Source organism: Rathayibacter tritici (assembly GCF_002932875.1).
In the GTDB taxonomy this organism is placed as follows: domain Bacteria; phylum Actinomycetota; class Actinomycetes; order Actinomycetales; family Microbacteriaceae; genus Rathayibacter; species Rathayibacter tritici.
In genome coordinates this window covers 56,348-69,308 of record NZ_PSWS01000001.1, presented here as the reverse complement: position 1 = coordinate 69,308, position 12,961 = coordinate 56,348, and the positions used below count along the sequence as shown (strand labels likewise).

Sequence of the window (12,961 nt, the reverse complement as noted above, 5' to 3'; positions counted from 1 at the left end):
ATCGGGCGTCGCCGACGGGGCGCTGGCGTCCCCTCCGCTGTCCCGTACAGTCGATGGGTGATGGAGGAGACGCCGGATGAGGCCCGGGCGCGGCGCCGCCGGGCGCTGCTCTGGGTGGTGCCGTTGCTGGTGCTGCTCGTCGTCGGCCTGATCGCGGCCACGCTCGCGATCGGCGGTGTCGCCCTGCGCGGTCTGACCGGAGCGGCGCTCGTGCAGCTCGTCCTCGCTGGCTAGGCGGTCGCGGTCGGGCCGTCCTCATCCTCGGGCGGCGGCGAGGAGGAGGTCCGCGCCCGCTCCTCGGATGCGTGCCCTGTCTCGGGGCCGGTCGCGCGGGCCTGCTCGTCGGCGCGGCTGACCGCCTCCGCGAGCTCGTCGGCGACCAGGTACCCCGGCGAGACGGCCTCGGCCCGGTAGGCAGCGCGGCCGACCATGTGCGCCGAGACGGGCACGGTCAGCAGCTGAAAGCCGATCACCAGCACGATCGTCCCCGCGGCGGCGAAGCCGGGGTTCCGGATGGCGACCGCGAGCATCACGCAGATCAGGCCGAGCACCTGCGGCTTGGTGCCCGCGTGCATCCGCGAGAGCAGGTCGTCGAAGCGCATGAGCCCGATCGCCGCGACGAGCGAGAGCAGGGCGCCAACCAGTAGGAGCACCGCGGTGAGCACGTCGAAGAACAGGTTCATGTCAGTCCTCCTCGCGGTTGGCCATGAATTTGGCGACGCTGATCGAGCCGAAGACGGCGAAGAGCGCGAGTCCGAGCGCGACGGGCAGGGTCCGCGCATGGTGATTGACGGCCATCTCGGCGCCGATCCCGCAGATGATCGTTGCGACAAGCACGTCGGCGGCGACCACGCGGTCGAGCACCGAGGGCCCGCGGAGGATGCGCACGAGCGCGAGCAGGCACGCGGCACCGAATACGGGCACCAGGATCCAGAACAGCCAGTCGATCACCGGACCGCCCCCGCCCCGGCCTCGAGCGGCCGGCTCACCCGCTGCACATCCTCGCGGGAGCCAATAGCGCGGACGATGCGCGCCTCCGTCCGCAGCACCGTGCGGCGAACCTCCTCGATCCGCTCGCCCTCGTCGTGGGTCACGCCGAGCACGTGCAGGTAGAGCACGTTCAGCTGCGGGTCGACGTCGATCACGAGGGAACCGGGCACGAGCGAGACGGCCTCGGTCGTCCACACCAGCATCCCCTCGGAGCGGCTGCGCAGGTGCACGGCGACGATGGCGTTGTGCACCGGGACCGGCAGCGTCAGGATCTGCCAGGACACGCGCACCGAGGCCACCGCGATGTCGGCCAGCAGGCGCAGGAGGAAGAGGAGCACGAACCACGGATTGATGCGGTTCGAGAACTCGACCGGCGGCAGGTAGAACACCCGCGTGATCAGCAGGGCGATCAGCAAGCCGGTGACGATCGACAGCACCGAGACGTCGTCCCAGAGCAGCACCCAGATGCCGACGAGGGTCGCGAACATCGCGACGCGGTTCCAAATGTCGACGCGGCGGCGGGGGCTCATCGCGGCCCCTCCTCTCCGAAGGACGACTCGCGGTAAACGGTCGCAATGTAGGTCGCGGGATCGGCGACCGCGTTCGCGGCGTGCTCACTCGCGTCGTAGAGCGGTCCGGCGCCGATGGTGAGTACAACTCCGACCACGACCATGCCCGCGGTGGCGAGCACCATCATCGGCGGCGAGTGACGGGTGCGGATGCTGCCCGTGTCGTGCGGGTCCTCCTGCAGCTGGTCGATCAGGGGGGACTCGTAGCCGGGCACCTCCTCCTGGCGGCGCCAGAAGACCATGTTCCAGACGCGGGCGACCGCGTAGAGCGTCAGTAGCGAGGTCACGGCCCCGGCGGCGATGACGGCCCAGATCAGCCAGGACGGCTGGTCGACGGCCGACTCCGTGCCGGCGACGAAAAGCCCCACCTTGCCGAGGAAGCCGGTGAACGGCGGGATACCGCCGAGGTTCATCGCGGGGATGAAGTAGAGCAGCGCGAGCAGCGGCGAGGCCTTCAGCAGCCCACCCAGGCGCAGGATCGACGTGGTGCCGCCGACCCGCTCGATCAGACCGGTCGCGAGGAACAGCGTCGTCTGCACCGTGATGTGGTGGATGACATAGAAGATCGTCGCGGCGTAACCGGCCGGGGTGCCCACCGCGATCCCGAACACCATGTAGCCGATGTGCGAGACCAGTGTGAAGGACAGCATCCGCTTGATGTCGGCCTGCGCGACCGCGCCGAGGATGCCGACGATCAGTGTCAGGAGCGCCACCACCAGCAGGACGTCGCTCAGCCTGCCGCCTGGGAAGAGCAGAGTCTCGGTGCGGATCAGCGCATACACGCCGACCTTCGTGAGCAGCCCGGCGAAGACCGCGGTGACGGGAGCGGGAGCCGTGGGGTACGAGTCCGGGAGCCAGAACGACAGCGGGAACACGGCCGCCTTGATCCCGAAGCCCAGCAAGAGCACCACGTGCAGGACCAGCTGCACGTCGGCGGGGAGCTCGGCGATCCGGATCGAGAGCTGCGCCATGTTGACGGTGCCGGTCGCCCCGTAGAGCAGGCCGATTGCCGAGAGGAAGAACACGCTCGAGACCAGGCTGACGACCACATAGGTCGTGCCGGCTCGGATGCGCGGCGCAGTGCCGCCCAGGGTAATGAGCACGTAGCTCGCGGCGAGCAGGATCTCGAAGCCGACGTAGAGGTTGAACAGATCGCCCGCGACGAAGGCGTTGAGGATGCCCGCCGAGAGGATCAGGTAGGTCGGATGGAAGATCGTCACCGGCGTTTCGCGGTTGCCGTCGACCAGGCCTTGGCCGACGGAGAAGAGCAGGACGCCCAGCAGCGTGATCGAGGTGATCACGAGCATCAGGGCGGCGAGCGGATCGACGACGAGCACGATGCCCCACGGCGGCTCCCAGCCGCCCACGTAGACGGCGTTGCCGCCTCCGTCGCCGGTGAGGACGAGAACGAGCATCACCGAGGAGATCACCAGCACAGTGGAGAGCGTGACGATGTTCACCGTGATCTGCGCGCGCCGGTGGCGGCCGAGGATCAGCGCGACGGCCGCTCCCAGGAGGGGGAGGGTGACGACGAGCGGGATCAGGGCGTTCATCGGTCCTCCTTCCTGTCATCGGTCATGGCGCTCTCCCCGTGCTTGGCGGCGGTGCCCTCGTCGCTGGATTCGAGCAGCACGTCGAGCGCCCGGTCATCGGCGGTCGTCTGCGCCGAGATGCCCGCCGCGTCCTCGCGGACGGAGGCGTCGGTCTCGTCGTCCTCCACCTGGTCGGCGTTGGCGAGGCGCCAGCGCCGGTAGATCATCGCGAGGAGGAAGGCGGACACTCCGAAGGTGATGACGATCGCCGTCAGGATCAGCGCCTGCGGCAGCGGGTCGGCCATCTCGGCGGCGATCTGCTCGTAGGAGCGGCCGTCGTCGGAGACGAACGGCGCGATGCCTGAGCGGCCGGCCATCAGCAGGATGAGGATGTTGGTCGCGTTCCCGACGAGCAGGAACCCGATCAGGATCCGGGTGAGGCTGCGCTCAAGCATCTGGTAGACGCCCGCGGCGTACAGCACCGCCATCACGACGACGAGGACGAGGGTGATGCTCACGTGCCGTCCCCCCGGCCTGGTCCGCCGATGACGGTGGAGCCCGTGGGGAGTGTGGTCTCGAGTCCGTCGACGGTGCCCTGGCCGGGGCCGGGGGTGCTGTCCGTCGAGTGCGTCACGCCGTCGCCCGAGGGGGAGCCCTGCTCGGCCTCCTCGCCGTGACGGTCCACCTCGCCGCCGAGGCTGCGGAGGATGTCCAGGGCGAGGCCGATCACGATCAGGTACACCCCGATATCGAAGAGGGTGGATGTGCCGAGGTGGAGCTCGCCGAGCACCGGCACCTCGAGGTCGAGCCAGCTCGACTCCAGCACCTCGAGGCCGAAGGCGAGGGAGGAGACAGCGGTACCGACGGCGAAGAAGAGGCCGAGCCCGAGCACCTTGCCGGCGTCGATCGGAGCGGCTTCGCCGAGTTCGAAGCGGCCGCCGGCGAGGTAGCGCGCGACGAGGGCGAGGCCGGCGAGCAGTCCGCCCGCGAAGCCTCCGCCCGGGGTGTTGTGGCCGGTGAAGAGCAGGTAGACCGAGACGATCATCGCGGGGTGGAACAGCAAGCGCACCAGCACCTCGAGCACGATCGAGCGGTTCTCGGGGCGGAGCGTGCGTCCCGCGACGAGCCAGGAGCCGCGGTCGCCCTCTCGCTCGGAGTCGTCGGAGGAGGCGGTCAGGTCCATCGCGCGATCGCGGCGGTCGCCCGCGCCCTGCGCCTCGAGGCGGGGTGCACCTCCGGCTCTGCTGGAGAGGAAGATCAGGCTCGCGACTCCGGTAGCGACGACGACCAGCACCGAGATCTCGCCCATCGTGTCCCAGGCGCGGATGTCGACCAGCAGGACGTTGACGATGTTGCGGCCCTTGCCCTCCTCGTAGGCGAGCCGGGGCAGCTCCGCCGAGATCGGCGTCGCGGTCCGGGCTCCGAGGGCGATCGTGGCGGCGAGAGCCATCACCGCTCCGACCGCGATGCCGATGACGGCACGCAGCCGCTTGCGCATCGGCTGGTGCTTCGCGGCGATACGGGTGGGGAGGCGGCGCAGCACGAGGACGAAGACCACCAGCGTCACCGTCTCGATCAGCGCCTGGGTGAGGGCGAGGTCGGGGGCGCCCTGCAGGGCGAAGAGGGCGACCATCCCGTAGCCGGTGGCCCCGGCAAGCAGCACGGCGGCGACGCGGTTGCGCGCGATCGCGCAGAGGAGCGCCGCGAGGATCATCACGGCCGCGACCGCGAGCTGTCCCGGGCTGTCCCAGAAGACGAGGTCGCCGGGCCAGGTGCGGTTCAGGGCAGCCGCACCGCCGACGCCGAGTACGAAGACCGCGAAGATCACCGTGAGGTAGCGGGGGAGCGATCCGCGCTGCACGGACTCGGTGACCGTGCTGGCGACGCGGTCGAGCCAGCGGACCGTGGCCCAGTAGCCCTCGGCGGAGTCGATCCGGTTGGGCAGCATCGACTGGGCACGCGCGACGGCGACGCGCTTGGCGAAGAGGAGGAGGCCGACCGCGATCACGAGGGCGCTCAGACCCAGCGCGGGCTCGAAGCCGTGCCAGAGCGCGAGGTGGTAGCCGCCGTGGTCCGAGGCCTCCGCCGCGGCTGCGAGTCGCGGGTCCGCGTCGGGCGCCGCGGACGGGAGGGTGTCGGCGGAGACGGCCACGAGCGGGTCGAGCACGGAGGCGGCGAGCCCGCCGATCACGCTGGCGGCGGCGAGCAGCACGGGAGCGGCGGTGAAGGTCCACGGCTCGGCGTGCAGGTGCGTGTCCTCGAGGCCCTTCTCGCGGGCGAAAGCGCCCCAGAACAAGCGGGCCGAGTAGGCGACGGTGAGGATCGAGCCGAGCACGAGGCCCACGAGCGCGACCCACGCCCAGAACGAGCCCTGCTCGATCGCCGAGATCAGGCTGGTGAACACCGCTTCCTTGGCGACGAATCCCAGCAGCGGCGGGATGCCGGCCATCGAGAGCACACCGATCAGCGCGGCCGCGGCGAGGACGGGCGCCTGTCGGCCGAGACCGCTGAGCTTGCGGAGGTCGCGCGTGCCGGCGCGATGATCGATGATCCCGACGGTGAGGAAGAGTAGCGCCTTGAAGAGCGCGTGGGCGATCAGGAGCGTCAGACCGGCCAGTGCCGCGTCGCGCGAGCCGAAACCCACGGCGACGGTGAGGAAGCCGAGCTGGCTGACGGTGCCGTACGCGAGCACGAGCTTGAGGTCGTACTGGCGGAGCGAGCGCCAGCCGCCGACGAGCATGGTCCAGACGCCGACGCTGACCACCACCGGCAGCCAGACGGAGTCGTCGGCGAAGCCCGGCGCGAGGCGCGCAACGAGGTAGATCCCCGCCTTCACCATCGCCGCCGCGTGCAGGTAGGCGCTGACCGGCGTCGGGGCGGCCATCGCGGCCGGCAGCCAGAAGTGGAAGGGGACCAGCGCCGACTTCGAGAACGCGCCCAGCAGCACGAGCACCAGCGCCGTCGACACGATCGGCCCGGAGGGAGCCGCGGCGACGATCCCGGAGAGGCTGGTGGTACCGGCCTGCACGATCAGGATCACGATGCCGACCAGCATCGCCAGGCCACCGAGTGTCGTCACCAGCAGCGCCTGAAGTCCGGCACCCCGGCTCTCCTTGCGCCCGCTGTAGTGGCCGATCAGGAGGTAGGAGAGAACGCTCGTCGCCTCCCAGAAGACGAAGAGGATGATCACGTCGTCGGCCGTGACGAGGCCGTACATCACTCCGGCGAACGCAGACAGGAGCGCCGCGAAGCGACCGAGCGAGGGCTCGTCGCGGCTGAAGTACGACGCGCAGTACGCCAGGACGAGGGCGCCGACTCCGCTGACCACGAGGGCGAGGACGATCGAGAGCGCGTCGAGCCGGAAGGAGAGCGCGATGTCGAGAGCGGGAATCCACGGCACCGTCTCGCGGATCTCACCGCCGTCGAGGATTGTGGGGAGCGCGGTCGCGGTGGCGACGAAGCTGCCGGCCGGAACGAGCGCCAGCGCGTAGAAGGTCGTCGGGCCGAAGCGATCCACCAGCCAGGGTGTGACGACGGCCAGCACGAACGAGATCACCAGGATGAGGAGCATCACATGTTCCTCCCACGGTTCACCCAGCGCATTCGTGGACCAAGAATAACGGAGGGCGTTCCGGCGGAAGCTGAGTGCGGGAAGGCTTGACCAGAGCCGTCGCGATCGGAGTGGGCCCTACCGTGGGGGCATGGCCCGCTCCCTCCTGCCCGACCAGCTCTGCCGTCTCCGCGTCTACGACCTCGCGACCGCAGAGCCGAGGACCGTCTTCGAGTCCGACTCGGTCCTGGTCGAGGCGCCGAACTGGACTCCGGACGGGGCGGCGCTGATCGTGAACGGCGACGGCCGCCTCTTCCGGCTGCCGCTCGAGGGCCCGGCCGAGCTCGAACCGATTCCGCTCGCCGGGGTGCCGGCCGAGCTCAACAACGACCACGTGCTCGCTCCGTCCGGAGGCGTCGCGTACGTTTCAGCACGCGACGGGCACCTCTACGCGGTGCAGCTCGACGGCTCCGCTCCCGCCCGGCGTCTGACGACCGCGCGCGAGGGCGTCCGCTTCAAGCACTACCTGCACGGCATCTCGCCGGACGGAGCGACGCTCGCGGTGATCGGCGGCGGTGACGCCTCCGGCGGATGGCGGACTGACGTTTACACGATGTCGGCCGGCGGCGGCGCCCTCACCGCGCTGACCGACGACGCCTCCGCCGACGACGGGGTCGACGTCTCAGCCGACGGACACACCCTCGTGTTCACCTCCGAGCGGGCAGGAGGAGGCGCGCAACTCTTCCGCATCGGCCTCGACGGTTCCGGCCTCACGCGGCTGGTCGAGTCGGCCACCGTCGACTGGTTCCCTCACGAGTCACCGGACGGCGCTCACCTGCTCTACCTCTCCTACCCGGCGGGCACGACGGGACACCCGGAGAACGTCGACGTCGAGCTGCGGCTGCTCGAGCTGGAGGCCCGCGAGACCCGAGAGCCCGGGCGCGTGCTCCAGCGCCTCCACGGCGGGCAGGGCACGACTAACGTCTCCGGATGGGCGCCCGACTCCACCCGCTTCGCCTACGCCGACTACCCGCGGCGCTGAGAGCCTGAGTCCTTCCCGCGCATGCGCGGGAGGGGGATCGATCGAGGCTCGCGGCGGGTCTTGAATCACAGAATGACCATCGACAGCGCAGCATCCTCCTCCCTCACCCGCGCACCGCTCGGCGACTCCGGCATCGACGTGTTCCCGCTCTCGCTCGGCGGCAATGTCTTCGGCTGGACGGCGGGCCGGCAGACCTCCTTCGACGTCCTCGACGGCTACACGGCCGCCGGCGGCGACTTCATCGACACCGCCGACTCCTACTCCGCGTGGGCGCCCGGTAACAGGGGCGGCGAGTCCGAGACGATCATCGGCGAGTGGCTGTCGCAGCGCTCGGGCTCCCGCGACGACGTGGTGATCGCGACGAAAGTGGGTCGGCACCCGCAGTTCACCGGTCTCGCTCCCGATACTGTGCGCGCGGCCGCCCGCGCCTCCCTTGAGCGGCTCGGCACCGACCGGATCGATCTCTACTACGCCCACTTCGACGATGCAGCCGTGCCGATGGCCGACATCGCCGCCGTCTTCTCGGAGCTCGTCGACCAGGGCCTGATCCGCGCGATCGGAGTGTCGAACCTCAGCGCCGAGCGCATCGCCGAGTGGCTGCGCGTCGCGGGCGAGGAGGGGCTGCATAAGCCCGTCGCCCTGCAGCCGCACTACAACCTCGTCGAGCGGGGGATCGAGGCGGACCTGCTGCCGCTCGCGCGCGAAGCGGGGCTGGCCGTCGTCCCCTATTACGCCCTCGCCTCCGGATTCCTGACCGGCAAGTACCGCGACGGCTCGACCCCTGACGGTCCACGGGCCGATGGCGCCGCCCGTTACCTGGACGGCCGCGGCCGGCGGGTGCTCGCGGCCCTCGATGCGACGGCGGAGGCGCACGGAGCCGAGGTGGCGACGGTCGCGCTCGCGTGGCTCCGCTCGCAGTCCGGCGTCGTCGCTCCGATCGCGAGCGCCCGCGTGATGGAGCAGCTGCCCGCGCTGGTCGCCTCGGCGTCCCTCGAACTGAGCACCGAGGAGCTTGCGGCCCTCGACGAGGCGAGCCGAGCGTAGAGTCCGGCCGGTGACCGCGGGGGCAGGCCTCCCGCGGTCAGCGACGCTCCGCGGAGGTGCTAGGGTCTAACGGTGCCAAATCGCGGGCACGCCCCGAAAGAGGCTGTTCGGCCCGCAGGTGCGCCCCCTTAGCTCATTGGTAGAGCACTTCCTTGGTAAGGAAGAGGTAGTGGGTCCGATTCCCACAGGGGGCTCCGTTCCCCGCAGGCCAGGCCTGCGAAGAACGCGCGGCGGGGTAGCTCAGGTGGTTAGAGCACACGGCTCATAATCGTGGTGTCGCGGGTTCAAGTCCCGCTCCCGCTACAGCGAGAAGGCCCCGGTTCACGCGTCGAGCCGGGGCCTTCTCCGGTGCGCTGTCTCACGCTCTGACATCGGCGCCGCAGTGCTCGCCCTGTTCTGCGGTTCGAGTGAGGATCGAGGTCGATGATGCGCACGCCGTTGAGTTCGAGAAAAGTGATGCTGGCCACCCAGGCAGTGCGCTTGTTCGCGTCGAGGAAGGCATGTGCCTGCGTGATGCCGTGGAGAAGGACGCTGGCCTGCTTGTAGACCGTCGCATGCAAGAACGTCGCTCCGAAGGAAGCCTGAGGTCGCGGGACCGCGGCCTCGAGCTTGCCCCGGTCGATCAGAGCCGCGCCATCTCTGTCGCCGTGCAGCGCGATGACCTGATCGACCGTGAGGAACAGGGTCACTTGTTCGCGAGCAGCGCGAGACCTTCCTTCCAGCGGTCGATCACGCTCCGGGCGAGAGAGCCTGTCTCGTCGGTGTCGGCGTTCTCGACGTGGGCCCGCCGCTCAGGCACGTCGCCGCCTTTGATCGCCCTGCTCGAAGAGAAGTCGAGCATGGTGTTGCGCTTCACAATCCGTTGAGACGGCTCGTCTACATCGAGGCCGCGACGTGCGTCGATCCAGGGTGCATCGACATGCGTGAGCTCGACCAGTTCTTCATAGCCCCGGTGCCCGTAGAAGTCGAGCACCGAATCCAGCGTCGCTCGGACGTCGTCGTTCACTTCCACGCGGGCGGGCAGGGACGCGTAACGGTTCTCTCGGAAAACCGATCGAACGACGGGCCCTTTCGGCCAGGCCTCGAACTCCTCGTCGAAGATCGGTCCACCGGTCCACGCCAGATGCCAGGCCTGCGCGAAGTAGACCAGTTTCTGGATCTTCATGCTGTCCCCACGGGGGACGTTCGCAGCGTTGGCGACGTAGGCGGCGACATCGATCGCGGTGGTCATGATCTCGGTTCCCCTCCTCCACCCGGTTCTTGGCTGACCTCGGATGCTGGAGTGGCCGCGCTCGATGCGAGGGGACCTGCTGCAACGAAGTCGATCGGACCACCTTATCGGCGGAACGACGAGTAGGGGCCGGCTGTGCGCTGATCGACAGCTCGTGGCACGCGCCCTCGCGGTGCTGCACGTCCAGAGCTGTGGCCGGTTCACGCTCGGCATCTGAGCGTCGTGTCGCTCTCCTCGGCGCTCGGGGGTGTCGGATCTCACAGCCACCCGTTCCGCTCCGCGATGCCGGCCAGCTCCAGTACCTCGCCGATCGGCCGGGTGTCGGCGAAGAAGCTCGCGGTCAGCTCGAGAGTCTCGCGCACGGTGAGGTCCTTGATCAGGCCCCCGGTCTGCAGGACTGCCGAGACGAGTCCGTGCGCGATCGCGGTGCGCGGCGCTCGCCCGAAGACGCGGACCTCGCCCGCGTCCGGGATCGAGAGGCCCAGGAGCATGTCGATGGTCGTGGTCTTGCCCGCGCCGTTCGGGCCGAGGAAGGCGACGATCTCCCCGGGTCGGACGGTGAGGTCCACCCCGGCGACGGCGGCGACGGAGCCAAAGCTCTTGGTGAGGGCGGTCGCCTGGAGGGCGAGGTCGGTCGAGGTCATGTCCTCAGCCTGCTGAGACGCCCGCCCGCGTGCCTCGGCCTTCCGTCACCACTGAGCCATGACATCCGTCACCCCCAGCGGCGACCGCTGAGCCTGACGCGCCTTCTTGAGCGGTGACCGCTCAGCGCGTATCGTTTCGCTTTGCGCCACTGCCTCGTGTGTCGCTGGATGGAAAGGTCGATGATGCCTGCAGCCCCCCGGTTCTCCGGTGTCCTCTTCGGAGCCGCGTACTACGTGGAGTACCAGCCGGAGGGCGTGCTCGAGCGGGATCTGGATCTCATGGCGGAGGCGGGCTTCACCGTCATTCGCGTGGGTGAGTCCGTCTGGTCGACGTGGGAGCCGCGTGAGGGCGTGTTCGACCTCGACTGGCTCGAACCGGTCCTCGACGCCGCCCATGCCCGGGGGATCAGCGTCATCCTCGGCACCCCGACCTACGCGATTCCGCCGTGGCTGCAGCGCCTGCACCCCGAGATCGCCGCCGAGTCCCGGACCGGAGTCCGGATGGGGTGGGGCGCCCGGCAGGAGATGGACCAGAGCCACCCCGCCTACCGGTTCTACGCCGACCGGATCGCGCGGAAAGTCGTCGCGCGGTACGCCGACCATCCGGCGATCATCGGGTACCAGGTCGACAACGAGCCCGGGAATCACCTGCCCCATAACGAGCACACCTTCCAGCGCTTCGTCGGCTGGCTGCGTGAGCGCTACGGCACCGTCGAGGACCTCAATCGCGAGTGGGGCCTTGTCTACTGGTCGCACCGCCTGTCCGACTGGGCGGATCTGTGGCGGCCCGACGGCAACCTGATGCCCCAGTACCAGCTGGAGTGGCGTCGTTTCCAGAGCACGCTGGCCAACGAGCTGATCGCCTGGCAGGCCGACCTCGTCCGGGAGTACGCGAGGGAGGACCAGTTCGTCACGACCTGCATCGCGTACTCCCAGGCGCAGATTTCGGACGACGAGATCGTCGCTCCGCTCGATGTCGTCGCCGGCAATCCCTACTACAAGATGCAGGGCGACCTCGATGCGACCGCCGAGGTCCCTCGCGAGAGGCCGTGGTGGGGGACCGGCGTGTGGGCCCTGTTCGAGTGGGGCGACCGCGCGTTCTCCTCCGCCCAGACGCAGTACCTCGTGACCGAGACGAACGCGCAGTCCATCAATGGCTCGTGGACGAACCATCCACCGTACCCGGGCCAGATCAAGCAGGCGGCGCTCGCCCTGCTCGCCCGAGGAGGCCGGATGATCGAGTACTGGCACTGGCACACGCTGCACTTCGGCATCGAGACCTATTGGGGCGGGGTGCTCCCTCACAGTCAGCAACCGGGCAGGATCTACCGCGAGGTCGCCGATCTCGGCGCGACGCTGAAGGCACTCGGCCCGGCGCTGGACGAGTACGAGCCCGATGCCGACGTCCTGATGCTCTATTCCACTGACACGAAGTGGTCGTTCGAGTTCACCCCGCCGCTGGCGCGGGCCGACGGATCCCCGGACTCGCGCGCCTACCTGACGATCTTCGACGCGTTCTACCGCGGGCTCTTCGAGGCCGGCGCGCAGATCCGGGTTCAGCATCTGCGCCAGTTCGTCGCGTCCGACATCACCGAGCTCGTGCGACGCTACCCCGTGCTCATCGCCCCGGCCGTCTACGTCGCCGATGACGCGATGCTCGAGCACCTCCGGGCCTACGCGGAGGCGGGTGGCCACCTCGTCCTCGGCATCCGGACCGGCTACGCCGACGAGCTGGCCCGTGCGCGCCTCGCGGTCGCCCCGGCATTCCTGACCGACGCCGCCGGCGTTCACTACGACGAGTACTCCAACATCGATGCGCCGATGATGGTGCACGCGGAGGGCGACCTGGCGCTGGAGGAGGGGGCCGCGGGGACGGAGTGGGTCGACGTGCTGGAGGTCGACGACGCCGACGTCCTGCTCCGGTACGAGCCGACGGAGCTCGAGGCGGACGCGGCGGTGACCACCCATGCCTTCGGTGCGGGCCGGGTCTCCTCCGTCGGCACCGTGCCCAACCCCGCGCTCGGCCGCAGCATCGGCCGCTGGCTCGTGCCGGACACACAGAAGTCGCAGTGGCACGCGGGCGACTCGGTCAGCGTCAGCACGGGGACGACCGGACACTCGCGGGTCGTCTTCCTGTCCAACTGGTCCGCGGCTGCGACGTCAGTCACGACGCCGGCGCCCGCGAGAGACCTCGTGACCGGAGCGACGTACGCCGCGGGCGACTCGGTGCCGCTCGACCGCCGAGGTGCCGCCGTGCTCGAGATCGCGCTCGATGCGACCGAGTAGGACGCGTTCCGGAGCGCGATAGGCGGGAGCGGACAGCGAAGTGGCGCCGGATCGGATGATCCGGCGCCACTTC

Annotated in this window: 12 protein-coding genes, 2 tRNA genes and 1 pseudogene; 6 read left to right on the top strand and 9 right to left on the bottom strand. The window is 69.6% G+C overall.

The annotated features are described in order from the left end of the window. Positions 1–57: 57 nt before the first annotated feature. Positions 58–234 (top strand): hypothetical protein, encoded by a 177-nt coding sequence (locus tag C5D07_RS15560; protein WP_170063468.1) that lies wholly within the window; start codon positions 58–60, stop codon positions 232–234. On the opposite strand, the gene mnhG is transcribed toward C5D07_RS15560, so the two are convergent. The 6 genes from mnhG to C5D07_RS00350 are packed head-to-tail and all read right to left on the bottom strand — an operon-like array spanning position 231 to position 6,662. After that, complete coding sequence (mnhG, locus tag C5D07_RS00375; protein WP_249028135.1) at positions 231–683, bottom strand: monovalent cation/H(+) antiporter subunit G; 453 nt, start codon at positions 681–683, stop codon at positions 231–233. The genes C5D07_RS15560 and mnhG overlap by 4 nt on opposite strands. Position 684: 1 nt before the next feature. Then, complete coding sequence (locus C5D07_RS00370) at positions 685–951, bottom strand: MrpF/PhaF family protein (RefSeq protein WP_308470755.1); 267 nt, start codon at positions 949–951, stop codon at positions 685–687. Further along, a complete protein-coding gene (locus C5D07_RS00365; protein ID WP_068255308.1) occupies positions 948–1,520 on the bottom strand; it encodes a Na+/H+ antiporter subunit E in 573 nt (190 codons plus the stop codon). Before C5D07_RS00365 ends, C5D07_RS00370 begins: the two co-directional genes overlap by 4 nt. Further along, positions 1,517–3,112 (bottom strand): Na+/H+ antiporter subunit D, encoded by a 1,596-nt coding sequence (locus tag C5D07_RS00360; RefSeq protein WP_068255306.1) that lies wholly within the window; start codon positions 3,110–3,112, stop codon positions 1,517–1,519. Before C5D07_RS00360 ends, C5D07_RS00365 begins: the two co-directional genes overlap by 4 nt. Next, positions 3,109–3,609 carry a Na(+)/H(+) antiporter subunit C gene (locus tag C5D07_RS00355; RefSeq protein ID WP_068255304.1) on the bottom strand — a complete coding sequence of 167 codons (501 nt, stop codon included), beginning with the start codon at positions 3,607–3,609 and terminating at the stop codon, positions 3,109–3,111. The genes C5D07_RS00360 and C5D07_RS00355 overlap by 4 nt, the downstream gene beginning before the upstream one ends. Next, the gene (locus C5D07_RS00350; RefSeq protein ID WP_104258350.1) at positions 3,606–6,662 is read right to left on the bottom strand and encodes a Na+/H+ antiporter subunit A; all 3,057 of its coding nucleotides are present in this window, start codon (positions 6,660–6,662) and stop codon (positions 3,606–3,608) included. The genes C5D07_RS00355 and C5D07_RS00350 overlap by 4 nt, the downstream gene beginning before the upstream one ends. A gap of 130 nt (positions 6,663–6,792) precedes the next feature. Between C5D07_RS00350 and C5D07_RS00345 the strand changes: the two genes are divergently transcribed. From C5D07_RS00345 to C5D07_RS00330, 4 genes are all read left to right on the top strand, one after another. Continuing rightward, positions 6,793–7,683, top strand: coding sequence for a TolB family protein (locus C5D07_RS00345; protein WP_068255299.1), 891 nt, complete (start codon positions 6,793–6,795; stop codon positions 7,681–7,683). A gap of 72 nt (positions 7,684–7,755) precedes the next feature. Continuing rightward, positions 7,756–8,727, top strand: coding sequence for an aldo/keto reductase (locus tag C5D07_RS00340; protein ID WP_104258349.1), 972 nt, complete (start codon positions 7,756–7,758; stop codon positions 8,725–8,727). A gap of 122 nt (positions 8,728–8,849) precedes the next feature. Further along, positions 8,850–8,921: transfer RNA gene (locus C5D07_RS00335), tRNA-Thr, on the top strand. A 35-nt stretch (positions 8,922–8,956) separates the two neighbouring features. Next, positions 8,957–9,030 (top strand) — tRNA-Met (locus tag C5D07_RS00330). On the opposite strand, the gene C5D07_RS00325 is transcribed toward C5D07_RS00330, so the two are convergent. The 3 genes and pseudogenes from C5D07_RS00325 to C5D07_RS00315 all read right to left on the bottom strand — a co-directional run. Beyond that, entirely contained in the window at positions 9,012–9,416 is a 405-nt protein-coding gene (locus C5D07_RS00325; RefSeq protein WP_170063467.1) for a type II toxin-antitoxin system death-on-curing family toxin, read from the bottom strand. The genes C5D07_RS00330 and C5D07_RS00325 overlap by 19 nt on opposite strands. Next, entirely contained in the window at positions 9,413–9,958 is a 546-nt protein-coding gene (locus tag C5D07_RS00320; protein ID WP_068255292.1) for a Panacea domain-containing protein, read from the bottom strand. The genes C5D07_RS00325 and C5D07_RS00320 overlap by 4 nt, the downstream gene beginning before the upstream one ends. 275 nt (positions 9,959–10,233) lie before the next feature. After that, a pseudogene (locus C5D07_RS00315) lies at positions 10,234–10,602 on the bottom strand (ATP-binding cassette domain-containing protein); the annotation flags it as partial. 183 nt (positions 10,603–10,785) lie between these two features. Here C5D07_RS00315 and C5D07_RS00310 point away from each other — a divergent pair. Beyond that, entirely contained in the window at positions 10,786–12,888 is a 2,103-nt protein-coding gene (locus C5D07_RS00310; protein WP_068257615.1) for a beta-galactosidase, read from the top strand. Positions 12,889–12,961 lie beyond the last annotated feature (73 nt).